The 26,802-nt window shown below is 66.5% G+C and carries 28 protein-coding genes; 10 read left to right on the top strand and 18 right to left on the bottom strand.

From position 1 onward, the window contains the following. The first annotated feature begins 3 nt into the window (after positions 1–3). Positions 4–2,853 carry an aconitate hydratase AcnA gene (acnA, locus tag A5724_RS28930; protein WP_067810415.1) on the top strand — a complete coding sequence of 950 codons (2,850 nt, stop codon included), beginning with the start codon at positions 4–6 and terminating at the stop codon, positions 2,851–2,853. Between the two features lie 8 nt (positions 2,854–2,861). Continuing rightward, positions 2,862–3,428 carry a TetR/AcrR family transcriptional regulator gene (locus tag A5724_RS28925; RefSeq protein ID WP_067810414.1) on the top strand — a complete coding sequence of 189 codons (567 nt, stop codon included), beginning with the start codon at positions 2,862–2,864 and terminating at the stop codon, positions 3,426–3,428. Here the strand turns inward: A5724_RS28925 and A5724_RS28920 are convergent. The 7 genes from A5724_RS28920 to A5724_RS28890 form a co-directional block, all read right to left on the bottom strand. After that, positions 3,425–3,619 carry a helix-turn-helix domain-containing protein gene (locus A5724_RS28920; protein ID WP_067810781.1) on the bottom strand — a complete coding sequence of 65 codons (195 nt, stop codon included), beginning with the start codon at positions 3,617–3,619 and terminating at the stop codon, positions 3,425–3,427. The genes A5724_RS28925 and A5724_RS28920 overlap by 4 nt on opposite strands. A gap of 106 nt (positions 3,620–3,725) precedes the next feature. Continuing rightward, positions 3,726–5,354 (bottom strand): ABC-F family ATP-binding cassette domain-containing protein, encoded by a 1,629-nt coding sequence (locus A5724_RS28915; protein WP_067810779.1) that lies wholly within the window; start codon positions 5,352–5,354, stop codon positions 3,726–3,728. Between the two features lie 33 nt (positions 5,355–5,387). Continuing rightward, positions 5,388–6,197, bottom strand: a complete 810-nt coding sequence (locus A5724_RS28910; protein ID WP_067810413.1) for an enoyl-CoA hydratase — start codon at positions 6,195–6,197, stop codon at positions 5,388–5,390. Between the two features lie 26 nt (positions 6,198–6,223). Continuing rightward, complete coding sequence (gene trxA / locus A5724_RS28905) at positions 6,224–6,589, bottom strand: thioredoxin (RefSeq protein WP_067810410.1); 366 nt, start codon at positions 6,587–6,589, stop codon at positions 6,224–6,226. A gap of 69 nt (positions 6,590–6,658) precedes the next feature. Next, positions 6,659–6,901, bottom strand: a complete 243-nt coding sequence (locus A5724_RS28900; protein ID WP_232005016.1) for an anti-sigma factor — start codon at positions 6,899–6,901, stop codon at positions 6,659–6,661. Next, positions 6,898–7,530, bottom strand: coding sequence for an RNA polymerase sigma factor (locus tag A5724_RS28895; protein WP_067810406.1), 633 nt, complete (start codon positions 7,528–7,530; stop codon positions 6,898–6,900). Before A5724_RS28895 ends, A5724_RS28900 begins: the two co-directional genes overlap by 4 nt. Positions 7,531–7,537: 7 nt before the next feature. Then, positions 7,538–8,170 carry a hypothetical protein gene (locus A5724_RS28890; RefSeq protein WP_067810403.1) on the bottom strand — a complete coding sequence of 211 codons (633 nt, stop codon included), beginning with the start codon at positions 8,168–8,170 and terminating at the stop codon, positions 7,538–7,540. Positions 8,171–8,275: 105 nt separating this feature from the next. Between A5724_RS28890 and A5724_RS28885 the strand changes: the two genes are divergently transcribed. Continuing rightward, the gene (locus A5724_RS28885) at positions 8,276–8,797 is read left to right on the top strand and encodes a phenylacetaldoxime dehydratase family protein (protein WP_067810401.1); all 522 of its coding nucleotides are present in this window, start codon (positions 8,276–8,278) and stop codon (positions 8,795–8,797) included. Here A5724_RS28885 and A5724_RS28880 read toward each other — a convergent pair. Continuing rightward, positions 8,770–9,651: a MarR family winged helix-turn-helix transcriptional regulator gene (locus tag A5724_RS28880; protein WP_197518812.1), complete on the bottom strand. Its 882-nt coding sequence runs from the start codon at positions 9,649–9,651 to the stop codon at positions 8,770–8,772. The two genes, A5724_RS28885 and A5724_RS28880, sit on opposite strands and share 28 nt — an antisense overlap. Before the next feature lie 95 nt (positions 9,652–9,746). Here A5724_RS28880 and A5724_RS28870 point away from each other — a divergent pair, with 95 nt between their 5' ends. Further along, positions 9,747–10,409, top strand: coding sequence for a DUF5666 domain-containing protein (locus A5724_RS28870; RefSeq protein WP_156752501.1), 663 nt, complete (start codon positions 9,747–9,749; stop codon positions 10,407–10,409). Here A5724_RS28870 and A5724_RS28865 read toward each other — a convergent pair. The 8 genes from A5724_RS28865 to A5724_RS28830 are packed head-to-tail and all read right to left on the bottom strand — an operon-like array spanning position 10,366 to position 17,230. Further along, positions 10,366–10,944 (bottom strand): hypothetical protein, encoded by a 579-nt coding sequence (locus A5724_RS28865; protein WP_067810396.1) that lies wholly within the window; start codon positions 10,942–10,944, stop codon positions 10,366–10,368. The two genes, A5724_RS28870 and A5724_RS28865, sit on opposite strands and share 44 nt — an antisense overlap. A 28-nt stretch (positions 10,945–10,972) precedes the next feature. After that, positions 10,973–11,320 carry a metal-sulfur cluster assembly factor gene (locus A5724_RS28860; RefSeq protein WP_067810395.1) on the bottom strand — a complete coding sequence of 116 codons (348 nt, stop codon included), beginning with the start codon at positions 11,318–11,320 and terminating at the stop codon, positions 10,973–10,975. Continuing rightward, a complete protein-coding gene (gene sufU, locus A5724_RS28855) occupies positions 11,317–11,775 on the bottom strand; it encodes a Fe-S cluster assembly sulfur transfer protein SufU (RefSeq protein ID WP_067810394.1) in 459 nt (152 codons plus the stop codon). The genes A5724_RS28860 and sufU overlap by 4 nt, the downstream gene beginning before the upstream one ends. After that, a complete protein-coding gene (locus tag A5724_RS28850) occupies positions 11,772–13,007 on the bottom strand; it encodes a cysteine desulfurase (RefSeq protein ID WP_067810392.1) in 1,236 nt (411 codons plus the stop codon). The genes sufU and A5724_RS28850 overlap by 4 nt, the downstream gene beginning before the upstream one ends. 2 nt (positions 13,008–13,009) lie before the next feature. Next, positions 13,010–13,777, bottom strand: coding sequence for a Fe-S cluster assembly ATPase SufC (gene sufC, locus A5724_RS28845; protein ID WP_067810390.1), 768 nt, complete (start codon positions 13,775–13,777; stop codon positions 13,010–13,012). After that, complete coding sequence (gene sufD / locus A5724_RS28840; protein WP_082965338.1) at positions 13,774–14,973, bottom strand: Fe-S cluster assembly protein SufD; 1,200 nt, start codon at positions 14,971–14,973, stop codon at positions 13,774–13,776. The genes sufC and sufD overlap by 4 nt, the downstream gene beginning before the upstream one ends. After that, positions 14,973–16,418 (bottom strand): Fe-S cluster assembly protein SufB, encoded by a 1,446-nt coding sequence (gene sufB / locus A5724_RS28835; protein ID WP_067810387.1) that lies wholly within the window; start codon positions 16,416–16,418, stop codon positions 14,973–14,975. Before sufB ends, sufD begins: the two co-directional genes overlap by 1 nt. Continuing rightward, positions 16,415–17,230, bottom strand: a complete 816-nt coding sequence (locus A5724_RS28830; RefSeq protein ID WP_082965337.1) for a metalloregulator ArsR/SmtB family transcription factor — start codon at positions 17,228–17,230, stop codon at positions 16,415–16,417. The genes sufB and A5724_RS28830 overlap by 4 nt, the downstream gene beginning before the upstream one ends. A 24-nt stretch (positions 17,231–17,254) precedes the next feature. On the opposite strand from A5724_RS28830, the gene mptB reads away from it, so the two are divergent. The 4 genes from mptB to A5724_RS28810 all read left to right on the top strand — a co-directional run bounded on the left by mptB (position 17,255) and on the right by A5724_RS28810 (position 21,734). After that, positions 17,255–18,967, top strand: coding sequence for a polyprenol phosphomannose-dependent alpha 1,6 mannosyltransferase MptB (gene mptB / locus A5724_RS28825; RefSeq protein ID WP_067810383.1), 1,713 nt, complete (start codon positions 17,255–17,257; stop codon positions 18,965–18,967). Next, complete coding sequence (locus A5724_RS28820; RefSeq protein ID WP_067810382.1) at positions 18,964–19,896, top strand: ABC transporter ATP-binding protein; 933 nt, start codon at positions 18,964–18,966, stop codon at positions 19,894–19,896. Before mptB ends, A5724_RS28820 begins: the two co-directional genes overlap by 4 nt. After that, positions 19,893–20,666, top strand: a complete 774-nt coding sequence (locus A5724_RS28815) for an ABC transporter permease (RefSeq protein WP_067810380.1) — start codon at positions 19,893–19,895, stop codon at positions 20,664–20,666. The genes A5724_RS28820 and A5724_RS28815 overlap by 4 nt, the downstream gene beginning before the upstream one ends. 156 nt (positions 20,667–20,822) lie before the next feature. Further along, positions 20,823–21,734 carry a heme A synthase gene (locus A5724_RS28810; protein WP_067810775.1) on the top strand — a complete coding sequence of 304 codons (912 nt, stop codon included), beginning with the start codon at positions 20,823–20,825 and terminating at the stop codon, positions 21,732–21,734. Here the strand turns inward: A5724_RS28810 and A5724_RS28805 are convergent. After that, a complete protein-coding gene (locus A5724_RS28805) occupies positions 21,684–22,622 on the bottom strand; it encodes a RimK family alpha-L-glutamate ligase (RefSeq protein WP_067810378.1) in 939 nt (312 codons plus the stop codon). The two genes, A5724_RS28810 and A5724_RS28805, sit on opposite strands and share 51 nt — an antisense overlap. Positions 22,623–22,640: 18 nt before the next feature. Between A5724_RS28805 and A5724_RS28800 the strand changes: the two genes are divergently transcribed. Beyond that, on the top strand, positions 22,641–23,612 hold the full coding sequence (locus A5724_RS28800) for a quinone oxidoreductase (RefSeq protein ID WP_067810376.1): 972 nt from the start codon (positions 22,641–22,643) through the stop codon (positions 23,610–23,612). Here A5724_RS28800 and A5724_RS28795 read toward each other — a convergent pair. Beyond that, positions 23,601–24,533: a heme o synthase gene (locus A5724_RS28795; RefSeq protein ID WP_067810374.1), complete on the bottom strand. Its 933-nt coding sequence runs from the start codon at positions 24,531–24,533 to the stop codon at positions 23,601–23,603. The two genes, A5724_RS28800 and A5724_RS28795, sit on opposite strands and share 12 nt — an antisense overlap. 176 nt (positions 24,534–24,709) lie before the next feature. Here A5724_RS28795 and tkt point away from each other — a divergent pair, with 176 nt between their 5' ends. Continuing rightward, on the top strand, positions 24,710–26,800 hold the full coding sequence (tkt, locus tag A5724_RS28790) for a transketolase (RefSeq protein WP_067810371.1): 2,091 nt from the start codon (positions 24,710–24,712) through the stop codon (positions 26,798–26,800). Positions 26,801–26,802: the final 2 nt, after the last annotated feature.

The raw sequence follows: 26,802 nt of genomic DNA, 5'->3' as shown, positions 1-26,802 counted from the left end.
GATGTGAGCAAAGGCAATAACGGAAATTCGTCCTTGAACTCTTTTAAGGCCCGCGACACGTTGAAGGTCGGGGACAAGAGCTATGAGATCTACCGCCTCGACGCGGTTCCCGGTACCGAGAAACTTCCCTACAGCCTCAAGGTGCTCGCGGAGAATCTGCTGCGCACCGAGGACGGCGCCAACATCACCAAGGACCACATCGAAGCCATCGCCAACTGGGATCCGTCGGCCGACCCGAGCGTCGAGATCCAGTTCACGCCCGCGCGGGTGATCATGCAGGACTTCACCGGCGTCCCGTGCATCGTCGACCTGGCCACCATGCGTGAGGCGATCGGCGATCTCGGCGGCGATCCGGAGAAGGTGAACCCGCTGGCGCCCGCGGACCTGGTCATCGACCACTCGGTGATCGCCGACCTGTTCGGCCGCCCGGACGCGTTCGAGCGCAACGTCGAGATCGAGTACGAGCGCAACGGCGAGCGCTACCAGTTCCTGCGCTGGGGGCAGGGCGCGTTCAACGACTTCAAGGTGGTGCCGCCCGGCACCGGCATCGTGCACCAGGTCAACATCGAATACCTGGCCAGCGTCGTGATGAACCGAGACGGTGTCGCGTACCCCGACACCTGCGTCGGCACCGACAGCCACACCACGATGGAGAACGGTCTGGGGGTCCTGGGCTGGGGCGTCGGCGGTATCGAGGCCGAGGCGGCCATGCTGGGCCAGCCGGTGTCAATGCTGATCCCCCGCGTCGTCGGCTTCAAGCTGTCCGGTGAGCGGCGGCCGGGTGTGACCGCCACCGACGTGGTCCTCACCGTCACCGAGATGCTGCGCAAGCACGGCGTGGTCGGCAAGTTCGTCGAGTTCTACGGCGAAGGCGTGGCCGAAGTGCCGCTGGCCAACCGCGCGACGCTGGGCAACATGAGCCCCGAATTCGGTTCTACCGCAGCGATTTTCCCGATCGACCAGGTCACCATCGACTATCTGAAGATGACGGGCCGCAACGAGGAGCAGCTGGCACTCGTCGAGGCGTATGCCAAGGAACAAGGAATGTGGCACGACCCGAAGCGGGAGCCGAAGTACTCCGAGTACCTCGAGTTGGACCTGTCGGATGTCGTCGCATCGATCGCCGGGCCGAAGCGGCCGCAGGACCGTATCGCGCTCTCCGACGCAAAGTCCGCCTTCCGCAAGGACATTCACAACTACGTCGAAGACAACATGCCCACCGAGCACACCAAGCTCGATGAGGCCGTCGAAGAGACGTTCCCGGCGAGCGACCCGGCGTCCAGCCTGGCGTTCGCCGACGACGACGCCATCGTGCCGTCGGCCGCCGTGGGCGCCAACGGCAGGCCGACCAATCCGGTCGAGGTGAAATGCGAGGGTCGCGGCGAGTTCGTGCTCGACCACGGCGCGGTGGTGATCGCGGCGATCACGTCGTGCACCAACACCTCCAATCCCGAGGTGATGCTCGGTGCGGCGCTGTTGGCTCGCAACGCGGTCGAGAAGGGCCTGACCTCCAAGCCGTGGGTGAAGACCACGATGGCGCCTGGCTCGCAGGTCGTCACCGACTACTACGAGAAGGCCGGCCTGTGGCCCTACCTCGAGAAGCTCGGTTTCTATCTCGTCGGCTACGGCTGCACCACGTGCATCGGCAACTCGGGACCGCTGCCCGACGAGATCAGCAAGGCGATCAACGACTGTGACCTGTCGGTCAGCGCGGTGCTGTCAGGTAACCGCAACTTCGAGGGCCGCATCAACCCCGACGTGAAGATGAACTACCTCGCGTCGCCTCCGCTGGTGATCGCCTACGCGTTGGCGGGCACCATGGATTTCGACTTCGAGAGCGAGCCGCTCGGCAAAGACACCGACGGCAACGAGGTGTTCCTGAAGGACATCTGGCCGTCACAGCAGGACATCAACGCCACGATCGCCGATGCGATCAACACCGAGATGTTCGTCAAGAACTACTCCGACGTGTTCAAGGGCGACGACCGGTGGCGCAACCTTCCGACGCCGTCGGGCAACACCTTCGAGTGGGACAGCAACTCGACGTACGTGCGCAAACCTCCGTACTTCGACGGGATGCCCGCCGAGCCGCAGCCGGTGACCGACATCACGGGCGCCAGGGTGCTTGCGCTGCTGGGTGATTCGGTGACCACCGACCACATCTCCCCGGCCGGCAGCATCAAGCCAGGCACGCCTGCGGCGCAGTACCTCGACTCGCACGGGGTCGACAAGAAGGACTACAACTCCTACGGCTCACGGCGTGGCAATCACGAGGTGATGATCCGCGGCACGTTCGCCAACATCAGGTTGCGCAACCAACTGCTCGACGACGTGTCCGGCGGCTACACCCGCGACTTCACCAACGGCGGCGAGCAGGCGTTCATCTACGACGCAGCGCAAAACTATGCGGCGCAGGACATTCCGCTGGTGGTGTTGGGCGGCAAGGAATACGGGTCTGGTTCGTCACGCGACTGGGCGGCCAAAGGCACCAGCCTGCTGGGGGTGCGCGCGGTCATCACCGAGTCCTTCGAGCGCATCCACCGCTCCAACTTGATCGGCATGGGTGTCATCCCGTTGCAGTTCCCCGAGGGTGAGTCGGCGGCGTCGTTGAAGCTCGACGGCACCGAGACGTTCGACATCACCGGCATCGAGGCGCTCAATGACCAGGGCGAGCGAAGCGACGGGGAAGACGGCGGCAAGACACCGAAGACCGTGCACGTCACGGCCACCAAGGAAGACGGTTCGAAAGTCGAGTTCGACGCGGTGGTCCGCATCGACACACCAGGTGAGGCGGACTACTACCGCAACGGCGGCATCCTGCAGTACGTGCTGCGCAACATGTTGAAGTCGTAAGGACTTCCATGCCCCGGGTGACCGATGACCATCTGGCGGCGCGTCGACGCCAGATCCTTGACGGCGCCAGGCGGTGCTTCGCGGAATACGGATACGACAAGGCGACCGTGCGGCGGCTCGAGCAGACGATCGGGCTGTCGCGCGGCGCCATCTTCCACCACTTCCGCGACAAGGACACACTGTTCTTCGAGTTGGCGCGCGAGGACGCGGAACGAATGGCCGACGTCGCGTCCCGCGAGGGTTTGATTCAGGTGATGCGCGACATGCTGGCCGCGCCCGACCAGTTCGACTGGCTGGCCACCCGGTTGGAGATCGCGCGGAAGTTACGCAACGACCCGGAGTTCAATCGCGGCTGGTCGGAGCGGTCGGCCGAATTGTCGGCCGCCACCAACGCGCGGTTGCGCAGACAGAAGCAGGCAGGGCGCCTACGTGACGACGTGCCGAGCGCGGTGCTGCAAACGTACCTGGACCTGGTGCTGGATGGGCTGGTGGCGCGGCTGGCTTCCGGCGACGACCCCGAAAAGCTCAGCGCCGTACTGGACCTCGTCGAAGCGTCAGTAAGACAGCCGTCCTAACTGGCTTTCCGACTGCGATGGTTGGGGCCGCCGCGGCTGCGCATCGTGGTGCCCGACTCACGCAGCATGCTGTGGATCGACCCGTACGAGCGGCCGGTGGTCGCCACCAACGAACGTATGCTCGCACCCCCCTCGTAGGCGCTGCGCAATTCGTTCAGCACTTCGTCCCGGGACTGGTTCATTTTCTTCATCGACGTCTCCCCGCTGTGGATGCCCCGACTCATACCCAGCGTAGGAAGGCTTCACACACATCGGGCGAAATTGGTGAAACGGTTCGCAATTCGCACAGCGGCGCGCTCAGGCCAGTTCGATGAGATCCCGATATTCGTCAGACCAGAAGTCCTCTGTGCCGTCCGGCAGCAACACAACGCGTTGCGGGTCGAGCGCTTCGGCGGCGCCGGGATCGTGCGTGACCAACACGACCGCGCCCGCGTAGCTGCGCAGCGCGTCGAGCACTTGCTCGCGCGACGCCGGGTCGAGGTTGTTGGTCGGCTCGTCGAGCAGCAGCACATTCGCGGTCGACGCGACGAGGCCCGCAAGTGCCAGCCGTGTCTTCTCACCACCGGACAGCGTGCCAGCGGGTTGATCTAGTTGCGCACCGCTGAACATGAACGCGCCCAATAGCCCCCGCAGGTCCTGCTCGCCGGTGTCGGGCGCGGCATGGCGGATGTTCTCCCACACCGTCGCCATGTTGTCGAGCGTGTCGTGCTCCTGCGCGAAGTAGCCGATCTTCATTCCATGGCCGGGTTCCAGCGCCCCGGAGTCCGGTGTCTCGACGCCTGCCAGCAACCGCAACAGAGTGGTTTTGCCCGCGCCGTTGAGCCCGAGCACCACGACGCGTGAACCACGATCGATCGCTAGGTCGACGCCGGTGAACACCTCGAGCGAGCCGTAGTTCTTCGTCAGGCCCTTCGCCACCAACGGCGTGCGGCCACACGGCGCCGGGGTCGGGAACTTGATTCTGGCCACCTTGTCGGCCACCCGTTCCTCGTCAAGGGCGGCCATCATCCGGTCGGCGCGACGCAGCATGTTCTGTGCGGCAACGGCTTTGGTGGCCTTCGCGCCCATCTTGGCGGCCTGGGCCCGCAACGCGGAGGCCTTGCGTTCGGCGTTGGCGCGTTCGCGGCGCCTGCGTTGTTCGTCGGTGGCCCGCGCGTCGAGGTACTTCTGCCAGCCCATGTTGTAGACGTCGACCTCGCCGCGGACGGCGTCGAGGAACCACACCCGGTTGACGACGTCGGCGAGCAGTTCAACGTTGTGGCTGATCACCACGAGGCCGCCGGTGTGCCCGCGCAGGAAGTCGCGCAGCCAACCCAGCGAGTCGGCGTCGAGGTGGTTGGTCGGCTCGTCGAGCAACAACGTAGTGGCCGAGCCCGCACCCGTGTCACTCGCCGCGAACAGGATGCGGGACAGTTCGACCCGGCGGCGCTGGCCACCCGAAAGGGTGCGAAGCGGTTGGGTCAGAACACGTTCCGGCAAACCGAGACTCGCGCAGATGCGGCCCGCCTCGCTTTCGGCGGCGTAGCCGCCGAGCGCTGCGAACCGTTCCTCCAGTTGGCCGTAGCGGCGCACCGCGCGATCGCGGGTGGCGTCGTCGGCCACCTCGGCCATCAGCGCCTGCTGCTTCTCCAGATCAGCCAGCAAGGTGTCCAGGCCTCGTGCCGAGAGCACCCGGTCGCGGGCCAGCACCTCGAGGTTGCCCTCCTTGGGATCCTGTGGCAGGTAGCCGATTTCCCCGCTGCGGGCGATCGTGCCCGCATACGGCTCGCCCTCGCCCGCGAGGATGCGCATGGTCGTGGTCTTGCCTGCGCCGTTGCGGCCGACAAGTCCGATCCGGTCACCGGGCTGCACCCGCAGCGCCGTGCCATCGGTGGACAGCAGCGTGCGCGCCCCTGCGCGGACCTCGAGGTCTGTTGCGGTGATCATGGCCGCCACTCCACGCTGCTACTACTCCCCTACTTACTTGTCGTCGGTGAAGATGGGCGCACGCTTCTCGGTGCGCGCGGCGACGGCTTCTTCGAAGTTGCCGGTGAGCAAACGGACGAAGAGCTGTCCCAGGCCCTCGGCCTGCATGTGCCCCTCCAGGCTAGCGGCGTCCAGTCCACTCCAAAGTGTGCGCTTGGTCAACTCGATTCCTGGCCGGGAGAACCCCGCGATCCGCTCACCGAGTTGATAGCAAACGTCGAGCAGCTCTTCGTCGGGAACCGTGCGCGACACGAGACCGATACGTTCGGCCTCGTCGGCGTCGACGTCGCGGCCGGTCAGCATCAGCTCGAACGCCCTCGACGTCCCGATCGCGCGCGGCAGCAGATACGACAGCCCGAGTTCGCTGGCGGTCAGGCCGTTGTTGATGCCCGCCGCGCGGAAATATGCCCCGGCAGCTGCGATTCGGATGTCGCAGGCGAGCGCCAGGCACAACCCGCCGCCGATCGCCGCGCCGTTCACCGCGGCGATCACCGGTTGGTGCATCTTGCGCAGCGCCAGGATCACCTCGTCGAGTACCTCCATCGACCGCAGCGCGAACGTCGGCCGGGTCAGCCCCTCGATGTGCGGTACGGCTCCGGCCGATTTGTGGTCGGCACCGGACGAGAACCCGCGGCCCGCCCCTGTGAGCACAATCACCCGGATGTCGTTGTCGTAGCTGAGCTCGTCGAGCACTTTCTTGAGCGGAACCATGACGTCGAACGCCATCGAGTTCATTCGCTCGGGCCGATTCAGCGTCACCAGCGCCACGTGCGGGCGCGGCTTATCTACTAGGACAAAGTTCACTCGTGCACGCTATCGCGTGCCAGGAGCTACTTTGCTTCGCCGTTGTCCTGCGCCGCGATCGCGGCGTCGATATCGAACTCCTTGACCCGTTGCACCAGTTCCTCGAGCGCCGCAGGCGGAAGCGCGCCGGGCTGGTTGAACACCAGCTTGCCCTTCTTGAACGCCATCAGCGTCGGGATGGAACGAATGTCGGCGGCGGCAGCCAACTGCTGCTCGGCCTCGGTGTCGACCTTCGCGTACACGACGTCGGGGTGTTCCTCCGACGACGCCGCGAAAGTGGGCGCGAACGCCCGACATGGGCCACACCACGACGCCCAGAAATCCACCAGCACGATTTCGTTGTCGTTGATGGTGTCGTTGAACTGTTCGGCGGTGATGTCTCGCGTAGCCACGATGTTCCTAACGCTGGGGTAAATCAGGATGTTCCCACGATGTGGGCGGCAGAAACCGCTAGGCACCCATCAGCGGAAGTCTTTGAACGCATCGAGCAGCCGGCTGCGAAAGGCCGGGTCGAGCTGATCGTCGGAGATCTTGCCGACCGTGCGCACGGTTTCGCGGAACTGTTGGAGATAGTTGTCGCAGCCATCGCAGTCGAGCAGATGCATGTCGAATCTCGCGCGGGTCTCCGGGTCCAGAGACCCGTCGAGGTAGGCCGTGACCAACTCGACCAGTTCGTTGCAGTCCATTGCGTCGCGGCCTGTCATGAGGCGTCCTTCAAATAGTCCTCGAGAACTTGTCTGACCACGGCCCTGCCGCGGTGCAGCAGCACCCGTTGGTTGGCCATGCTGATGTCGAGCAGTTGACACACCTCGGCGGAGTCGAACCCGAGCATGTCGCGGAGTGTCACCACGATCCTCTGCCGGTGCGGCAGCTTGTCGAGTTCCCGGCGTGCGACGTCGACGAGTTCGTTGCCGAGCAGCGAGTCTTCCGGGGTCTCCGGGAACGGCGCAGGCTCGTGGCCCTGTTTCCAGTGCCCGGGGTAGGCATCGTCGGAGGCGCGGAAGCGGGCCGGGTCGACCGTGCCGCCGGTGTATGCGGCGACCGCCGCATCGGCATCGCGGCGCTCCCGCACCCCGCGGGCCTTGGCGATGTTGATCAACACCGTGAAAAGCCATGTGCGCAAGGAGGATCGGCCTTCGAAGTTGTCGATGCCTTTCAGTAACGCGATCCACGTCTCCTGGACCACGTCTTCGGCGATCTCGCGGCTGGGCACATATCCGCGGGCGATCCGCAACATGGCAGGCGTGTGCTGGTCGACCAGCCGCGCGAACGCTGTCTCGTCGCCGGCCCGCAGCGCGGTGATGAGGGTGGTTTCGTCGACGGCTGAGCTCATGGTCGCGTCACAAGTGCTCTTGGCCGCGGCGGAAGAAGTCGGCGATGCGCGACGCGAGCGTGTCGACGTCGTGCGCGGGATCGAGCGGGTAGAAGGCCCCGAATGGCGCGTTCCAGAACGTACCGCTGCGCTGGGTCCACGGCCCGACGTACGCGTAGGGCGTCTGGTGGTAATCGTCACCCGCGGACACGCCGTAGTTCACCTCGTCGTCGGTGGCGGCGACGTCGAAGTGCTCGGGCCACAGCACCGGATGCCCCTCGGGCAAGGCGTTCTTGATCGCGTGCCCGCCCGCGTAGTGACTCCGGTAGACCCAGTCGGCCGCCGCGGCGTCGATGTCGAGCAGGGTGTCGGCGGAAAGCGGGTCGACGATCTCGTACACGCCGTCCGGTGGTCCGGCGGTGATGTCGGCGGCCTTGGCCAACTCATCGACGCGGCCATTGAGGTTGGCCGCGCCGTTGGGCCAGACGAGCTGGGTGCCGCGGACGGACAACGGCACTGCAACCCCTGCAAAGCCGTCGGGACGCACCGCCAGTCGGATGGTGCCTGCAGCGCGGTATTGAGGTCCTGCGATCAGGCTCTCGGCGACGCCGCGCAATTGGCGGCGGGTCTCGACGTACACCGCGTCGGACGCGTCGACCATCAAGGCTCCCCTCTGTCTTCTCTGTTGTGGGCGAACCGAGTTTCAGCGTTACACGAAATCCTCTTCCTGAGCGGTCTACCGTCGGCCTACCGGAGGGGAGGCCCCATGTCCGTCGACCGACAAACCGTGGATCTGACCGCATTCCCCGACCTTGTCGTAATCTACCTGGGCATGCGGGTGCGACGACCGCGCGGAATCTTGCGGTTGTTCGGGCTCGGACCCCAGATCAGGAAGTCGTGGAAACAGGAGCCGGATGGCCTGCTGCTGCACGAAGACCTCATCTGGTCGGTGGTCCCACCGCATGTCGGTATGCGCCAGTACTGGCGCGATCTCGACAGCCTGGAGCGCTGGACCCGATCGGAGCCCCACCAGCGCTGGTGGCGTGACTTTTTGAGAGACTCCGGCGGGACCGGCTTCTGGCACGAGACATATCTGATGGGTGGAGGAATCGAAGCGATCTACGACGACCTCGACCACCCGATCGGCATGGCGAGGTTTGCGCCGACTCGGTCGGCGCGGGGCGCGTTGTTCTCGGCGCGCCGCCGGGCACTGGGCACCGAGGCGCCGAAGGTCGAGCCTGTGATCTCAGAAGAGAACTACTACTCCACCGGCTTTTCGAACCAGTGATGCGCATACGGCTCGTCGTTGAACGGCTCGACTTCCCGGTACCCGGACGTCTCGTACATCTGGATGGCTTCGGGCAACTCGTCACGCGTCTCCAGACGCATCAACCGGACACCCGCGGCGCGTGCACGGTTCTCCAGCTCGTAGAGCAGCCTGCGGCCCAGCCCGAGACCGCGGACGGCGGGGGCCACCCACATCCGCTTCACCATGCCGACGGCGTCGGCGTGAAAGATCAGGGCCCCGCAGCCGACGGGCTCACCGTGTAACGAGGCGACGAGCAAAAGCCCTGCGGGCGGGGTCATTTCGATGTCGGCAACCGGGCTGACGGCCGGGTCGTACCCGTCGCTGAACCGGACGGCGAGCTCACCGTAGTAGGTCTGCAGGCAGTGCCGCGCGTCGCGATGGCGCGGATCGCATTCGCGCACCTCGACTGTGGAGGCGATCAGCAGGCGCTCGACTTCCGCCATGGCCGAGACGAGTTTGGCGCGCTGCCGAGAATTGAGCGGTTGCAGGATGGCCGCCGCCGCGTCGTCGGAGCGCCGGTCCAGGGCGGCCAGTTCGCGGCGCCCGCCTTCGGTGAGTCGCGCGATCCGGACGCGGCCGTCGGCCGGGCTGGGCTCGACGACGACGTGGCCTGCGGTCTGCAACGCGCGCAGCAGCCTGCTGACGTAGCCGGAGTCGAGGTCGAGGCGTTCCCGCAGCGATCGGACGTCGCACCCGTCGACGCCGATCTCCCACAACAGCCGGTTCTGGCCCAGCGACCGATCACTGGCCAGGTAGTTCTCGTTGAGCACCCCGATCCGCTGCGTGACGGTGCGATTGAACCGCCTCACCTGCGCGACCATCTCCGCCGTCACTTCTCTGACTTTAGTCAGAGATCAGTGCGGTGACCACAGGCTTTTCCCACTCGCCTGCGAGGTCGGCACCAGACCGGCCGTCGATCGTGTCAACCATGCGATTTATCCTCTGCGCCCTGGCCGCCACCGTTGCGCTGTCCGTCGCCGCCTGCGGTTCGTCGACGACCGGGACACCGGCGGCCTCCGGTACTTCGTCGTCGGCGTCGACCCCCACCTCATCCGCGCCGGCGAAGTCCAGAGATCACGTCGCGGGTCTGGTCTCGTCGTTGTCCGGCAACACCATTCAGGTCACGCAGCAAAATGGAAGCGCGACAGTCGATTTCACCAGCTCCACCAAGATCTGGTCGTTCGCCCGCGCTCAGTTGTCCGACGTCGCTGCCGGCACCTGTGTCTTTGTCCGCCCGACCCGCGACAGCAACGCCGGTAGCGGAACCGTGACCGCTGCGGCCGTGCAGATCGTTCCGTCGTCGAATGGCCAGTGCCCAGGTCTGCGCGGCGGTCGGCAGGTCGCAGGTGCGGTCGGCACCGTCAACAACAACACGTTCACGATCGCGGCGAGCGGTACTGCGGCGCAGACGTCGGTGTCGGTCAGCGACAAGACCCGATACGGCAGGCGACTTGCCGCCGATGCTCAGGCGATCAGCCAGGGCGAATGCCTGTCCGCCTTCGGGACGAAGGACAGCGGCGGTGCGTTGCAGGCAGCGTCGATCGCGGTCAGGCCTGCGCGGAAGGGTTCGTGCCCTGGTTCGCAAGGGTGACCGCGGCGGCGTCTGAGGCCCGGTCGCCGTTGGCGAGCAACTCGTCGCGGCGCTTGGGCCACCAGAAGCACTCGAACAACAGCGCCACCAGATAGATGACCGACGCGAGCAGGTTGTTCCACGAACCGTAGACGGCATCCCAGGCCGTGGTCGCCACCCCGACCACGAGAACGAGTGGCACCACCCAGCGGAACGGCCGCAATTGCTCTGCCGCCTTGTGCAGACCCGCGTTGTAGTCGACGACCGGCTGCGCCAGGCGGGGGTCGTCGATCTGGTCGCCGCCCCGCACGGTGCGCGCTACCCGCACCCGGTCGTCACCGGAAAGTTGCTGTGCGCCAGGCCAATACCGTGCCATCCGGCGCGGCAGCCAGATGCCGTAGACCAGCCCGATGACGACTAGCACGATGACCGCGGGCAGCAGCATTCCCGAGTCGAGCCACGCGAGGGCGGCCAACACGATGGCGGTGCCACCGCCGAGGATCACCGCGCGGCGAGCGAAACCGCCCCGCCAGACGAACGCGGGCACCGTGACCATGGGTCGATTGTGACCCACGCAGCGGTTGCTAGACGGTGAATCCCAACGCCCGCAACTGTTCGCGGCCGTCTTCGGTGATCTTGTCCGGCCCCCACGGCGGATTCCACACCCAGTTGATCCGGATCTCGTCGACGAGTCCGGCGCCCACGAGCGCCGTCCGCGACTGATCCTCGATGACATCTGTCAGCGGACAGGCTGCCGACGTCAGCGTCATGTCGATCAACGCGACGTTGCCCTGCTCGCCCTTCTCGACGTTCAGGTCGTACACGAGGCCCAGATCGACGACGTTGATGCCGAGTTCCGGGTCGACGACGTCGCGCATCGCCTCCTCGAGGTCGGCGAGCAGTTCGTCGTTGGGCACTGCGGTGTCGCTCATCCTGCCTCCTGAAATCCTTCCGATGCCTGCGAAAGCGCATCCTTGAAAGCCATCCACCCCAGCAGCGCGCATTTCACCCGCGCCGGGTACTTCGCGACACCGGCGAATGCGATGCCGTCTCCGATCACGTCCTCGTCGCCCTCGACCGTGCCGCGCGAGGCCACCATCTCGGTGAACGCCGCGACGGTCGCCAGGGCGTCTCCGACGCTCTGGCCGATCACCTGATCGGTGAGCACGGACGTCGAGGCCTGGCTGATCGAGCAGCCCTGGCCGTCATAGGACACGTCGTCGATTCGTTCGCCGTCGCCGCTGAGCGCCACCCGCAGCCTGACTTCGTCACCGCAGGTCGGGTTCACCTGGTAGGACTCGGCGCCGAACGGTTCCCGCAGCCCGCGGTGGTGCGGGTGCTTGTAGTGATCCAGGATCACTTCCTGGTAGATCTGCTCCAGCCTCACGCGAAGAACTCCACGGCCCGCTTCACGCCTGCCACCAACCGGTCCACCTCGTCGACGGTGTTGTAGACGGCGAACGAGGCCCGCGCGGTCGCGGCGATGCCGAACCGGCGATGCAGCGGCCAGGCGCAGTGATGCCCAACGCGCACCGCCACCCCGTCGTCGTCGAGCACCTGGCCGACGTCGTGGGCGTGCACGCCTTCGACCACGAAAGACACTGGCGAACCGCGGTTTTCGAGGACGGTGGGGCCGATGATGCGTACGCCGTCGATATCGGACAGTCCGGCGAGCGCGGCGGCCACCAACTCGTTCTCGTGGGCTTCGACGGCCTCCATCCCGATGTCCTGCAGATACCGGGCAGCGGCGGCCAATCCGACCACCTGCGACGTCATCGGGGTGCCCGCCTCGAACCGTTGCGGCGCAGGCGCGTAGGTGGTCTGCTCCATCGTGACCGTCTCGATCATCGAACCGCCGGTGATGAACGGCGGCATCGCGTTGAGCAACTCGCCGCGGCCGTACAGCACACCGATCCCGTTTGGGCCCAGCATCTTGTGGCCGGAGAACGCGGCGAAGTCGACCCCGAGCGCGTGGAAGTCGACCGGCTGGTGCGGCACCGACTGGCAGGCGTCCAGCAGGGTCAGCGCTCCGACCGCCTTGGCGCGGGCGACCAGCTCGGCCACTGGGGCGACCGCACCGGTGACGTTCGAATGGTGGCTGAACGCAACCACTTTCACGCGTTCATCCAGAGCCAAAGAGTCCAGATCGATGCGGCCGTCGTCGGTCACGCTATACCACCGCAGCGTGGCACCGGTGCGACGGGCCAGTTCCTGCCACGGGATCAGGTTCGCGTGGTGCTCCAACTCGGTGGTGACGATGACGTCACCAGGCCGGACCGCGTGCTCGAACCGCTCGTCGCCGAGCACATAGGCGACCAGGTTGATCGCCTCGGTGGCATTCTTGGTGAACACCAGCTCGTCAGGATCGGCGCCGACAAACGTCGCGATGTCGGCGCGACCCTGCTCGTAGGCGTCGGTGGCCTCTTCCATCAGTTGGTGCGCACCGCGGTGCACCGCGCCGTTGGACGTGGTCAGAAAATCACGCTCGGTGTCGAGCACCTGAATCGGCCGTTGCGACGTCGCACCGGAATCGAGGTACGCCAACTGGCTTCCGCCGCGCATCACCCGCTTGAGGATCGGAAAGTCCGACCGGATTCTGGCGGTGTCCACAGCGGTCATTGTCAGGCTCCAACCGCCTGGGTGAAGCGCACGTACCCGTTCTCCTCGAGCTCGTCGGCCAGTTCGGGACCGCCGGACTCGACGATGCGTCCGCCGACGAAGACGTGCACGAACTGCGGCCTGATGTAGCGAAGGATGCGGGTGTAGTGCGTGATCAGGAGGACGCCGCCGTGCTCCGCTTCGGCGTACCGGTTGACGCCCTCGCTGACGACGCGCAGCGCGTCGACGTCGAGGCCGGAGTCGGTCTCGTCCAGAATCGCGATCTTCGGCTTCAGCAGCGACAGCTGCAGGATCTCGTGGCGCTTCTTCTCGCCACCCGAAAAGCCTTCGTTGACACTGCGTTCCGAAAACGACGGGTCGATCTCGAGGCCCTCCATCGCGGCCTTGACCTCTTTGACCCAGTGCCGCAGCTTCGGCGCCTCACCGCGCACCGCGGTGGCCGCCGTGCGCAGGAAGTTCGACATCGACACACCCGGCACCTCGACGGGGTACTGCATGGCCAGGAACAGGCCGGCGCGGGCGCGCTCGTCCACCGTCATGTCGAGCACGTCCTGGCCGTCCAGCGTGATCGATCCGGAGGTGACCGTGTATTTCGGGTGTCCGGCGATCGCGTATGACAGGGTGGACTTGCCGGATCCGTTAGGCCCCATCAGCGCATGGGTCTCCCCCGATTTCACGGTGAGGTCGACACCCTTGAGGATCGGGATATCGGCGCCGTCTTCAGCGGAGACGACGCTGACGTGCAGATCCTTGACTTCCAGTGTGGTCATTTCGCAGTGTTTCCTTCGGTTAGCTCAAGTTCGTGTTCGATTGCCCCGGTGAGCCGTTCGCGCACCGCGGGCACGGCGATCTTGGCGATGATCTCGCCGAAGAAGCCGCGCACGACCAGGCGGCGGGCCTGATCTTGTGGGATGCCGCGGGCTTGCAGATAGAACAGTTGCTCGTCGTCGAAGCGCCCGGTGGCACTGGCGTGTCCAGCGCCGACGATCTCGCCGGTCTCGATCTCCAGGTTGGGCACCGAGTCGGCGCGCGCGCCGTCGGTCAGCACGAGGTTGCGGTTGGTCTCGAAGGTGTCGGTCCCGGTGGCCTCGGCGCGGATCAGCACGTCGCCGATCCACACGGTGTGCGCGTCGGGCTTCTTCGACGCCGGATCACCTTGCAGCGCACCCTTGTACGTGACGTGCGAGCGGCAGTTCGGCTGGGCGTGGTCGACCAGCAGTCGCGATTCGAAGTGTTGGCCGTCGTCGGCGAAGTACAAGCCGAGCATCTCTGCATCTCCGCCGGGCGCACAGAACCGCGTCCGCGCCGTCAACCGGACCAGGTCACCGCCGAGCGTTACCGCGACGTGGCGCAGCACCGCATCCTTGCCGAGCGAGGCGTGATGGGTGCTGACGTACACCGCGTCGTCCGCCCAATCGGCGATCGAGACGACCGTCAACCGCGCGGCGTCGCCGACGACGAATTCGACGTTGTCCGCGTAGGTTCCGCTGCCGCGCTGGTCGATGACGACCACCGCTTCGGCCAGTTCGCCGACCCGGATCTGCAGATGTCCGTAGGCGACCTTGTCCTCCCCCGGCCCGGTGACCGTCACCTGGATCTCGTCGCGGATCACGGTGTCCTTGGGTATCTCGATCAGCGTCGCGGACTCGAACGACGAATACGCCTGTGCCGCAACGCGGTCGGCGGGCACGCCGGCTTGGCCCAACCGGGCGTCGTCGCGGGTGGTCGTGTCGACCCGGACGCCGTCCGGTGTCTGCACGTCGATGGTCGCGGCGCCGGTGGCGACAGCGGAACCGTCGTGCAGCCCGCGCAGCCTGCGCAGTGGCGTGAACCGCCAGATCTCGTCGCGGCCGTGCGGCACCTCGAAGGCGTCGACGTCGAACGACGTGAACAGCTCGCCCTTGTTGGCGTCAGCCAACGATCCGGCCTGAGCGACTCCCTCGACCGCAGTAGTCAGGTCTGCCACTATCCGACCGCGCCTTCCATCTGCAGTTCGATCAGCCGGTTGAGCTCCAGCGCGTACTCCATCGGAAGCTCCTTGGCGATCGGCTCGACGAAGCCGCGCACCACCATGGCCATCGCCTCGTCCTCGGTCATGCCGCGGCTCATCAGATAGAACAGCTGATCCTCGCTGACCTTCGACACCGTCGCCTCGTGGCCCATCGTCACGTCGTCCTCACGGATGTCGACGTACGGATAGGTGTCGCTGCGGCTGATCGTATCCACCAGCAGCGCATCGCATTTCACGCTCGACCGGGAACCGTGCGCTCCCTTGTTGACCTGAACCAGGCCGCGGTAGGACGCGCGGCCGCCTGCGCGGGCCACCGACTTGGACACGATGTTGCTCGACGTGTTCGGCGCCAGGTGCAGCATCTTGGCGCCGGTGTCCTGGTGCTGCCCCTCGCCCGCGAACGCGACCGAGAGCACCTCACCCTTGGCGTGCTCACCGGTCATCCACACCGCGGGGTACTTCATGGTGACCTTCGAGCCGATGTTGCCGTCGACCCACTCCATGGTGGCGCCCGCCTCGGCCCTGGCGCGCTTGGTGACCAGGTTGTAGACGTTGTTCGACCAGTTCTGGATAGTGGTGTAGCGGCACCGGCCGCCCGGCTTGACGATGATCTCGACCACCGCGGAGTGCAGCGAATCGCTCTTGTAGATCGGCGCGGTACAACCCTCGACGTAGTGCACGTAGGCGTTTTCGTCGACAATGATCAGTGTCCGCTCGAACTGGCCCATGTTCTCGGTATTGATCCGGAAGTAGGCCTGCAGCGGGATGTCGACGTGCACACCGGGTGGCACATAGATGAACGATCCACCCGACCACACCGCGGTGTTCAGTGCGGAGAACTTGTTGTCACCCGCCGGGATCACGGTGCCGAAGTACTGCTTGAAGATCTCCGGGTGTTCCTTCAGACCGGTATCGGTGTCGAGGAAGATGACCCCTTGCGCCTCGAGATCCTCGCGGATCTGGTGGTAGACCACCTCGGACTCGTACTGCGCAGCGACACCGGCGACCAGGCGTTGCTTCTCCGCCTCGGGTATGCCAAGCCGGTCGTAGGTGTTGCGGATGTCTTCGGGCAGGTCCTCCCACGATGCGGCCTGCTTCTCGGTGGAGCGCACGAAGTACTTGATGTTGTCGAAGTCGATGCCCTCGAGGTTGGAACCCCAGTGCGGCATCGGCTTCTTGTCGAACGTACGCAGGGCGCGCAGCCGGGTCTCGAGCATCCACTCCGGCTCGCTCTTCTTGGCCGAGATGTCGCGCACCACCGCTTCGGACAATCCGCGCTGTGCGCTGGCACCCGCGGCGTCGGAGTCCACCCAGCCGTAGCCGTACCGGCTCAGCGAGGCGATGGCCTCGTCTTGGCTGAGCGGTTCGCCCACCTTGTGGACCTCGGGGGTGGTCGTCATGTCGACGCTCCTTGCTTGCTCGTGGTTTTTCCGACGCGGGCTGTGCGCCGGATCGGTGTTGGCTTCTCTGGTGTCAGCGGGACGTGGGTGGTGCATGCGCAGTCGCCGTTGACGATGGTCGCCAGCCGCTGCACGTGGGTGCCGAGGATCTCGGCGAACGCTTCCCGCTCCGTCTCGCACAGCTCGGGAAACTCCTCCGCGACGTGCGAGACCGGGCAGTGATGCTGGCACAGCTGGATGCCGTGGATCGGCCCGTCGACGGGCGTCACCGACGTCACATAGCCGGCCTTGGTCAGCGCCGTCGCGACCTTGTCGGCCTTGGCTTCAACGTCCGCTGGGCCGTCGGTTACTCCCGACAGGATGCTGTCGATCCGGCGGCGCGCGAACGTCCGTACCGCATCGTCGCCACCCAGTTCCCGCAACTGGCGGATGGCGGCCACCGCAAGGTCGTCGTAGCTGTGTTCGAGCTTGGCCCTGCCCTCGGCCGTCAGCCGGTACCGTTTGGCCGGCCTGCCACGTCCGTGATGCTGCCAGGCCGCCGCCGCGCTGGATTGCGCGTCACCGGCCTCCATCAAGGCGTCCAGGTGCCTGCGCACCCCTGCCGCGGAGATGCCGAGACGGTCGCCGATCTCACCGGCGGTGATGGGTCCGGATTCCAGCAAAAGCTGGACGATCGCGCCACGGGTGCGGCGATCGCTGGATGTCGCCGCCTTCGCGGCTCCATCAGCTTCTGGACCGAATTTCACAACACTATTGTGACGGAATTCCGAAACCCGGTAAAGCAAGGGTCCCCTTACGGTGACGGGAACCATATCCGTGGCGGTTACGCTGCTGGGATGGCGTGGCGCCTGCGGTCCCTCAGCACGTCGATTGCCGGATGGCACGGCGACGAACGCGCTGTCGGTTCCCCGCTCAACGACGCCGAGTTGATCGCCTTCCGGCGCACCCGGCTGTTCGGGGCCACCGGCACGGTGTTGATGGCCATCGGCGCGCTCGGCGTCGGTGCTCGACCGGTGGTGCAGGATCCGACGTTCGGGGTCCGGCTGCTGAACCTGCCGTCGCGCATCCAGACGGTGTCGCTGACGATGACCACCACGGGTGCGGTGATGATGGCGCTGGCCTGGCTGATGCTCGGTCGCTTCACCCTCGGCGACCGGCGGATGACGCGCAGCCAACTCGACCGCACGTTGCTGCTGTGGGTGCTGCCGCTGCTCATCGCGCCGCCGATGTACAGCAGGGACGTCTACTCGTATCTGGCGCAGAGTGAGATCTCGCTGCAGGGCCTCAACCCGTATCGCGTCGGACCCGCACCGGGCCTCGGCCTGGACCATGTGTTCACGCTGTCCGTGCCGAACATGTGGCGCGACACCCCGGCGCCGTACGGGCCGTTGTTCCTGTGGATCGGCCAGGGCATCTCGGCGTTGACCGGCGAGAACATCGTCGAGGCGGTGCTGTGCCACCGGATCGTGGTGCTGCTCGGCGTGGGCATGATCGTGTGGGCCGTGCCCCGACTAGCTCGCCGCTGCGGCGTCGCCGAGGTGAGCGCACTGTGGCTGGGCGCGGCGAATCCGCTGCTGATCATGCATCTGGTCGCGGGCATCCACAACGAGGCGCTGATGCTGGGGCTGATGCTGGCAGGTACGGAGTATGCGTTGCGCGGCATCGACGCGATCAACCCACTGCTGCCCAAACCCCTGGCCTGGCCGCATGGCCGCGACCGCTGGGCACGCTGGATGCCGATGGCGAACCTGCTGCTGGGCACCATGCTGATCACCCTGTCGTCGCAGGTGAAACTGCCGTCACTGCTGGCGCTCGGCTTCGTCGCGATGGCGTTGGCCTGCCGCTGGGGCGGCACGGTCAAAGCGTTTTTGATCGCGGGCGGTTCGCTGACCGCGGTCTCGGTGGCCGTGATGGCGTTGATCGGCGGGGCCAGCGGGCTGGGCTTCGGCTGGCTGTTCACGCTCGGCACCGCCAACGTGGTCCGCAGTTGGATGTCGTTGCCGACGTTGTTGGCACTCGGCACCGGACAGGTCGGCATCCTGCTCGGCCTAGGCGACCACACCACCGCGGTGCTGGGGCTGACCCGCGCGATCGGCGTGTTCACAATCGCGATCGTCGTCACGTTCCTTCTGCTCGCGGTGCTGCGCGGCCGATTGCACCCGGTCGGTGGCCTGGGTGTCGCGCTGGGCATGACCGTGCTGCTGTTTCCGGTGGTGCAGCCGTGGTACGTGCTGTGGGCGGTGATCCCGCTGGCCGCGTGGGCCACCCGGCCGCCGTTCCGCACCGCGACGATCGCCGTAACCCTCGTGGTCGGCATCTTCGGCCCGACCGCCAACGGTGACCGCTTCACGCTGTTCCAGATCCTGCTCGCGGTGATCGCCAGCACATTGATCGTGCTGATCTTGATCGGTATCACCTACTACCGCCTGCCGTGGCGGAAGCTGCCCGATGCGGGCCCCCGGCAGCCGGAACCGGCAGCTGAAATCGTCGAACCTGTAATACCGGCAGGGCACGCTGCCAAGCCGGGCGCTTACGCTGAATCCCCGTGACCTCCGAGCAGACCGTGCCCGTGCGTCTGCGCGGCGTGATCAAGCGGTACGGGTCGACGACCGCCGTCTCCGAACTCGACCTCGACGTGAATGCCGCCGAAGTGCTGGCGTTGCTCGGCCCCAACGGCGCGGGCAAAACCACCACGGTGGAGATGTGCGAAGGCTTCCTCAAGCCCGACGCGGGCAGCATCGAGATCCTCGGACTGGACCCATTCGCCGACAACGCGCGGGTGCGTGAGCGCATCGGGGTGATGCTGCAGGGCGGCGGCGGATATCCCGCGGCAAGGGCGGGCGAAATGCTGAACCTGGTCGCGTCGTACGCGGCCAACCCGCTGGACCCGCAGTGGCTGATGGACACCCTTGGCCTGACCGAGTCGGCCCGCACCACCTACCGTCGGCTCTCCGGTGGACAGCAACAGCGGCTGGCGCTGGCGTGCGCGGTGGTGGGCAGGCCCGAGTTGGTGTTCCTCGACGAGCCGACCGCGGGCATGGACGCGCACGCGCGAATCGTGGTGTGGGAGCTGATCAACGGCCTGCGCCGCGACGGCGTCACGGTGGTGTTGACCACGCACCAGCTGACCGAGGCCGAGGAGTTGGCTGACCGGATCGTGATCATCGACCACGGCGTCGCGGTGGCTACCGGTACGCCCGAGGAGTTGATGCGCAGCGGCGCCGAGAACCAGTTGCGGTTCCGCGCACCACGGATGCTCGACCTGTCGCTGCTGATTTCGGCGCTGCCGGAGAGCTACAAGGCGACGGAGACCTCGCCAGGCGAATATCTGGTCGAGGGCCACATCGATCCTCAGGTGCTTGCGACGGTCACCGCGTGGTGCGCGCGGCTCGACGTGCTCGCCACCGACATGCGCGTCGAGCAACGCAGCCTGGAGGACGTCTTCCTCGATCTGACCGGCAGGGAGCTGCGCTCATGACGAATCTGTTTGCGCCAGGAACGTTTTCGCCCGATCCGCGGCCTGCGACCGTGCAGAAGATGTTGGCCGCGCAGTTCGGCCTCGAGCTCAAGCTGTTGCTGCGCAACGGCGAACAGTTGTTGCTCACCATGTTCATCCCGATCACGCTGCTGGTTGGCTTGACGCTGCTGCCGTTCGGCTCGTTCGGGCCTAACCGCGCGGCGACGTTCGCGCCGGCCATCATGGCGCTGGCGGTGATTTCGACGGCGTTCACCGGACAGGCCATCGCGGTGGCGTTCGACCGGCGCTACGGGGCGCTGAAGCGACTGGGTGCCACGGCGCTACCGGTCTGGGGCATCATCGCGGGCAAGTCGCTGGCCGTGGTCACCGTGGTGTTCCTGCAGTCAATCCTGTTGGGCGTCATCGGGTTTGCACTCGGTTGGCGGCCACACGTCCTGGGCCTGGCGCTCGGTGCGGTGATCATCGCGCTCGGCACCGCGGGCTTCGCGGCGCTCGGCCTGTTGCTCGGCGGCACGCTCAAGGCGGAGATCGTGCTGGCGATCGCGAACCTGTTGTGGTTCGTCTTCGCCGGACTTGGCGCGCTGACCCTGGAGGGCGGGATGGTGCCGCACGGCGTGCAGTGGGTGGCCCGGTTGACGCCGTCGGGAGCGCTGACCGAAGCGTTGTCGCAGGCGATGACGCTGTCTGTGGACTGGTTCGGGATCGCGGTGCTCGCGACGTGGGGCGCGATCGCGGCGCTCTGCGCGCTACGTTGGTTCCGCTTCACCTGAGCTCGCGAAATGCACCTTTTGCAGGCCTCTACTCGAACTTCTTCTGCAAAACGTGCGTTTCGGCGGTAGGCCAACCCGCTACTACGAGCTGTAGTTGCCGTCCTCTACCATCGGGGCGTGCGACGCGCATTTCTGCGACTGGTCGACCTGCTGCCCATGCCGAGCCTGCGGGTCCAGCGCATCATCGCTGCCGCCGTGATCCTGACCCAGGGTGGCATTGCGGTGACAGGGGCCATCGTGCGCGTCACCGCGTCGGGTCTCGGCTGTCCGACCTGGCCGCAGTGCTTCCCAGGCAGTTTCGTCCCTGTCCCCCACGCCGAGGTCGCGGTCGTCCACCAGGCCGTCGAGTTCGGCAACCGGATGATCACGTTCCTGGTGGTGTTGACGGCGGTGCTGGCAGTGTTGGCCGTGACGCGGGCCCGCCGTCGCCGCGAGGTGCTGATCTACGCGTGGCTGATGCCGGCATCGACTGTGGTGCAGGCCGTGATCGGCGGCATCACCGTGTTGACCGGGCTGCTGTGGTGGACCGTGGCCATTCACCTGCTGGCGTCGATGACGATGGTGTGGCTGGCAGTCCTGCTGTACGTCAAGATCGGTGAGCCCGACGATGGCGTCTCGACACCGGTCGCGCCAAAGCCGTTGCGGCAGTTGACCGTTCTGACTGCTGTGGTGTTGGCGGCCCAGCTCGTCAGCGGCACGCTGGTGACAGGCGCGGGACCGCATGCCGGCGACAAGAGCATCACCCAGCCGGTGCCGCGGCTTCACATCGAGATCACCACGCTGGTGCATGCGCACTCGTCGCTGCTCGTCGCCTATCTTGCGTTGCTGGTCGGCCTCGGTTTCGGCCTGCTAGCGGTGCACGCGCCGCGTCCAGTCATGCAGCGGTTGGGCGTGCTGCTGGCGCTCGTCGTCGCACAGGGGTTCGTCGGCACCGTGCAGTTCTTCACCGGTGTGCCCGCCGCGCTGGTGGCCGTGCACGTGCTCGGCGCGGCGGCCTGCACCGCTGCAACCGCCGCGCTATGGGCGTCGATGCGAGAGCGGTCCAAGCCCCAGCCGCTCGAGGGCTGACTCGACGCCGAGCGCGAACTGCCGTTGCTGTCGCGTCCTCGTCGCCGGGTCCAACTGGCGCCAGCCCAGCGACGGCTCGACCAACTCGACCTCGAGGACGTGCGCATCACGGCGGTCCCCGATCACATCGACGCGCGCATACAGGAACTCTGCGGTCGCGATGCCGAGGTGATCGGCCGCTGCCGCCAATGCTGCGTGCCCGAGTTCCCACAATTCGAAGTCGGGATCCGCGGGCGTCAGCGTCTCCTCGGCGTAGGTGCCGGACTCGTCGAACACCGGCGCCTCGCCGGGCGGCGGCAGGATCGGGCCCTTGGTAAAGGCGTGCGACTGCTCGCCGCCGATGAACACCAATGCCGCTTCGCCGTGCTTGATCCGCGTGTCATAGGGCTGCACCAGCACCGTGCGGCCCTCCGCGTGCAGGGCCGCAGCATGCCCGCGCGCCTGGTCGTGATCGGTAAATCGCAGCGCCCCAACCGAACCCGCGCCGATCGCCGGTTTGACCACTACCTCGCCCGCCGGCAACGCCACCTGATCCCCCGGCGCGTAGAACCGGCTCGGCACCGTCGGCACGCCCGCGCCGGCCAGGTCGGCGAGATAACGCTTGTCGGTGTTCCACCGCACCACCTCAGGCGCGTTGAGCAGGTTGCGCACGAGCGTTGTCCACCGAAGGAATTCGTCGAGCCGGTCGATGTAGTCCCACGCCGCGCGCAGGATCACCAGATCCGCGTCGAGCGTGCCCGGGTCGTCCCAGGACAGCCAGCGCGCGTGCAGTCCACGTTGGCGAAGCGCGTCGACCAGTCCGTCGTCGTCTCCGTCGCCCTCCGGCAACGCCGGGCAAGCAGCCAGCACGACGCGCGGATGGAACAGGTCGGGCTTCGCGAGCTTCACCTTGGCAGGATAGACAGCATGAAGGCCATCCAAGTCGCCGAGACCGGCGGACCCGAAGTCCTGAACTACGTCGACACCGACCAGCCCTCTCCTGGGCCGGGCGAGGTAATGATCAAGGCCGAAGCCATCGGGGTGAACTTCATCGACACGTACTTCCGGTCGGGTCTGTATCCGCGGGAACTGCCGTTCGTGCTCGGCACCGAGGTGTGCGGCACGGTCGAGGCGGTCGGTGACGACGTCGCGGCGTTGAGCGTCGGGGACCGCGTCGTCACCGCGCAGGCGGTCGGTGCGTACGCCGAATACTGTGTCGCGCCAGCCGATTTCTGCGCCTACGTGCCCGACGGCGTCACCGCCGATGTGGCCGCAGCGTCGCTGTTGAAGGGCATGACGGCGCATTACCTGATCAAGTCGACGTATCCGGTGCAGGAGGGCGACGCCGTGCTGGTGCACGCGGGCGCGGGCGGTGTCGGGCTGATCCTGACGCAGTGGGCCACCAGCCTCGCCGTGCGGGTGATCACCACGGTGTCGACGCCCGAGAAGCGCGAGTTGTCCCGTAAGGCCGGCGCCGTCGAGGTGCTCGGCTATCCGGACGACCCGGAGGCGTTCGGCGCCACGATCAAGGACCTGACCGACGGCGGTGTCGCGGCGGTCTACGACGGTGTCGGCGCGGACACGTTCGAGGCGAGCCTGGCCAGTTGCCGGATCCGCGGCACGGTCGCGCTGTTCGGCGCGTCCAGCGGTCCGGTGCCCCCGTTCGACCCGCAGCGGCTCAACGCGGCCGGTTCGCTGTTCCTGACCCGGCCCACGCTTGTCCACCACACCCGCACACCCGACGAATTTGCTTGGCGGGCAGGTGAACTGCTGGACGCGATCGCCTCAGGCACCATCGACATCACGGTCAGCGAGCACTACCAGCTGGAGAATGCCGAGCAGGCGCACCGCGACCTGCAGGGCCGCAAGACCGTCGGCTCGGTGGTGTTAGTGCCCTAACAGCCTCGGCAGCGCCAGCGCCGAATCCACTGCGAGCGCCAGGAAGATGACGGCGAGATAGTTGTTGGACTGCAGGAACAGCCGCAGCGGCTTCACCGGCTCACCGCGACGCACGCCGGCGTACAACTGATGCGCCATCACCAGGAACCAGGCACCCGCCAGGATGGCCACCGACGCATACAGCCAACCCGTCGCCAACGCCAACGCCAACGTCGCCAGCACGGTCAGCCAGGTGTAAACCAGGATCTGCTTGGTGACCTGCCGCTCGGTGGCCACGGCGGGCAGCATTGGCACGCCGGCCGCCTGGTAGTCTTCCTTGTAGCGCATAGCCAGCGCCCAGGTGTGCGGCGGAGTCCAGAAGAAGATGATCGCGAACATCACCAGCGCGGGCCACTGGATGGTTCCGGTGACCGCCGACCAGCCGATCATCACCGGCATGCAGCCCGCGGCGCCGCCCCACACCACGTTCTGCGACGTGCGCCGCTTCAGCAGCAGCGTGTAGACCAGCACGTAGAACGCGATGGTGGCGCCCGCCAGATGCGCGGACAGCATGTTCGTCGTCCACCACAACCAGAAGAACGACCCCACCGACAGCGCGAGCCCGAACACCAGCGCGTGGCTGCGCGGCACGGTGTCCCTGGCCAGCGGCCGACGCGAGGTCCGCTTCATCTTCTTGTCGATGTCGGCGTCGGCCACGCAGTTCAGCGTGTTGGCTCCCGCGGCTGCCAGCAGCCCGCCGAACAGCGTGTTGGCGATCAGCAGCGGATCGACCGAGCCGCGGTGGGCCAGCAGCATCGCCGGAATCGTGGTGACGAGCAGCAGCTCGATAACCCTGGGCTTGGTCAATGCGAGGTAGCCGAGGAACTTGTTGCGGATTCGATTCGGCGACCCTTCGACAAGGCTGCCTTCGCGAATTCTCACGCAGTTACTCCTCAGCGTCGCCGCCGCACGCGGCGTCTACTACAGACGATGGTAGACCGCGCCTAAACGCCTTCCTAATCGTCCCCCGCGCCGCTGCACCGGATGGCTCTGCCGCACTAGGGTGTTTTCTAGACAAGCAGCTAGCGGAGCCCCATCCTCGACAAGGAGTTCGCCACGTGACCACTCTCGACGAGATCTCTGTCCTGACCCGGCCGAATCACCCCCACGACTGGACCGAGCTGGACTCGCGGGCAGTGGACACCGTCAGAGTGTTGGCCGCGGACGCGGTACACAAGGTCGGCAACGGCCACCCCGGCACGGCCATGAGTCTCGCTCCCCTGGCGTACACCCTGTTCCAACGGGAGATGCGCCACGACCCCAGCGATGTGCACTGGCTGGGCCGCGACCGCTTCGTGCTGTCCTGCGGGCATTCCAGCCTGACGTTGTACATCCAGCTGTACCTGGGCGGGTTCGGACTCGAGCTGTCCGACATCGAGTCGCTGCGCACCTTCAAGTCCAAGACGCCCGGGCACCCGGAGTTCCGCCACACCAGGGGCGTTGAGATCACCACGGGACCGCTCGGCCAGGGCCTGGCGTCGGCGGTCGGCATGGCGATGGCGTCGCGCTACGAGCGTGGTCTGTTCGATCCCGACGCCGCACCGGGCACCAGTCCGTTCGACCACTACATCTACGTCATCGCCTCGGACGGCGACATCGAGGAAGGTGTCACCAGCGAAGCGTCGTCGTTGGCGGGCACCCAGCAGCTCGGCAACCTGATCGTGTTCTACGACCACAACCAGATCTCGATCGAGGACGACACCAACATCGCGCTGAGCGAGGACACCGCCGCCCGGTATCGCGCCTACGGGTGGCACGTGCAGGAGGTCGAGGGCGGCGAGAACGTCGTCGGCATCCGGGAGGCCATCGAGCAGGCCAAGGCCGTCACCGACAAGCCGTCGTTCATCGCGCTGCGCACCGTCATCGGCTACCCGGCGCCGAATCTGATGAACACCGGCAAGGCGCATGGCGCCGACCTCGGCGCCGAAGAGGTCGCGGCCGTCAAGAAGATCCTCGGATTCGACCCTGACAAGTCGTTCGAAGTCAGCGACGAAGTGATCGAGCACACCCGCAAGCTGGTGGCCCGCGGTAAGGAAGCTCACGAGAAGTGGCAGAGCGAGTTCGACGCGTGGGCGCAGCGGGAGCCGGAGCGCAAGGCTCTGCTCGACCGGCTGATCGCGCAGGAACTGCCCGACGGCTGGGATGCCGACCTGACCTATTGGGAGCCGGGTTCCAAACCGCTGGCCACCCGCGCCGCATTCGGTCAGGTGCTCAACGACGTGGCCCCGAAGTTGCCCGAATTGTGGGGCGGCTCAGCGGATCTCGCGGGCAGCAATAACACCACCATCAAGGGCGTGAAGTCGTTCGGCCCGTCGTCGATCTCCACCAAGGAGTTCAGCGCCGATCCGTATGGCCGCGTGTTGCACTTCGGCGTCCGCGAGCACGCGATGGGATCGATTCTGTCCGGCATCGTGCTGCACGGACCGACCCGCGCGTTCGGCGGCACGTTCCTGCAGTTCTCCGATTACATGCGGCCCGCGGTGCGGTTGGCGTCGCTGATGAACATCGACACCATTTACATCTGGACGCATGACTCGATCGGACTCGGCGAGGACGGCCCCACCCACCAGCCGATCGAACACCTGGCGGCGCTGCGGGCCATCCCGAACCTGTCGGTGGTGCGGCCCGGCGACCCGAACGAGACGGCCTACGCGTGGCGCACCATCCTCGCGCGCGGCGCGAGCAGCGGTCCGGTCGGTTTGGTCCTGACCCGGCAGGGAATCCCGGTGTTGGAGGGCACTAGCGCTGACGGCGTGGCCAAGGGCGGCTACATCCTTGGCGGCACTCCCGACGCGAATCCCGACGTGGTCTTGATCGGCACCGGGTCCGAGTTGCAGTTGGCGGTGGCCGCACAGAAGATCTTGGCGGACAAGGGAATCACCGCAACCGTGGTCTCGATGCCGTGCGTCGAATGGTTCGAATCGCAGCCGGCGGAGTACCGCGACAGCGTGCTTCCCCCGGCCGTGTCGGCACGCGTCGCCGTCGAAGCCGCGGTGGCGCAGAGCTGGTACAAGCTGGTCGGCGACACCGGCGAGATCGTCTCGATCGAACACTACGGCGAGTCCGCCGACCACAAGACGCTGTTCCGCGAGTTCGGCTTCACCCCAGAAGCTGTGGTGGCCGCCGCGGAACGGGCACTGGACAACTAGAG

Origin of the sequence: Mycobacterium sp. ACS1612 (assembly GCF_001667505.1) — a bacterium.
In the GTDB taxonomy this organism is placed as follows: domain Bacteria; phylum Actinomycetota; class Actinomycetes; order Mycobacteriales; family Mycobacteriaceae; genus Mycobacterium.
Note: the sequence above shows the minus strand (reverse complement) of the source record. Positions and strands in the feature narration are given on the sequence as shown.

Excerpts from the sequence above, each read along its gene's own strand:
- A5724_RS28925 (WP_067810414.1), top strand. The coding sequence starts at position 2,862 with ATGCCCCGGGTGACCGATGACCATCTGGCGGCGCGTCGACGCCAGATC.
- A5724_RS28920 (WP_067810781.1), bottom strand. The coding sequence starts at position 3,619 with ATGAAGAAAATGAACCAGTCCCGGGACGAAGTGCTGAACGAATTGCGC.
- A5724_RS28915 (WP_067810779.1), bottom strand. The coding sequence starts at position 5,354 with ATGATCACCGCAACAGACCTCGAGGTCCGCGCAGGGGCGCGCACGCTG.
- A5724_RS28900 (WP_232005016.1), bottom strand. The coding sequence starts at position 6,901 with ATGACAGGCCGCGACGCAATGGACTGCAACGAACTGGTCGAGTTGGTC.
- A5724_RS28895 (WP_067810406.1), bottom strand. The coding sequence starts at position 7,530 with ATGAGCTCAGCCGTCGACGAAACCACCCTCATCACCGCGCTGCGGGCC.
- A5724_RS28890 (WP_067810403.1), bottom strand. The coding sequence starts at position 8,170 with ATGGTCGACGCGTCCGACGCGGTGTACGTCGAGACCCGCCGCCAATTG.
- A5724_RS28885 (WP_067810401.1), top strand. The coding sequence starts at position 8,276 with ATGTCCGTCGACCGACAAACCGTGGATCTGACCGCATTCCCCGACCTT.
- A5724_RS28870 (WP_156752501.1), top strand. The coding sequence starts at position 9,747 with ATGCGATTTATCCTCTGCGCCCTGGCCGCCACCGTTGCGCTGTCCGTC.
- A5724_RS28865 (WP_067810396.1), bottom strand. The coding sequence starts at position 10,944 with ATGGTCACGGTGCCCGCGTTCGTCTGGCGGGGCGGTTTCGCTCGCCGC.
- A5724_RS28860 (WP_067810395.1), bottom strand. The coding sequence starts at position 11,320 with ATGAGCGACACCGCAGTGCCCAACGACGAACTGCTCGCCGACCTCGAG.
- A5724_RS28850 (WP_067810392.1), bottom strand. The coding sequence starts at position 13,007 with ATGACCGCTGTGGACACCGCCAGAATCCGGTCGGACTTTCCGATCCTC.
- sufC (WP_067810390.1), bottom strand. The coding sequence starts at position 13,777 with ATGACCACACTGGAAGTCAAGGATCTGCACGTCAGCGTCGTCTCCGCT.
- sufB (WP_067810387.1), bottom strand. The coding sequence starts at position 16,418 with ATGACGACCACCCCCGAGGTCCACAAGGTGGGCGAACCGCTCAGCCAA.
- A5724_RS28830 (WP_082965337.1), bottom strand. The coding sequence starts at position 17,230 with ATGGTTCCCGTCACCGTAAGGGGACCCTTGCTTTACCGGGTTTCGGAA.
- mptB (WP_067810383.1), top strand. The coding sequence starts at position 17,255 with ATGGCGTGGCGCCTGCGGTCCCTCAGCACGTCGATTGCCGGATGGCAC.
- A5724_RS28815 (WP_067810380.1), top strand. The coding sequence starts at position 19,893 with ATGACGAATCTGTTTGCGCCAGGAACGTTTTCGCCCGATCCGCGGCCT.
- A5724_RS28810 (WP_067810775.1), top strand. The coding sequence starts at position 20,823 with ATGCCGAGCCTGCGGGTCCAGCGCATCATCGCTGCCGCCGTGATCCTG.
- A5724_RS28800 (WP_067810376.1), top strand. The coding sequence starts at position 22,641 with ATGAAGGCCATCCAAGTCGCCGAGACCGGCGGACCCGAAGTCCTGAAC.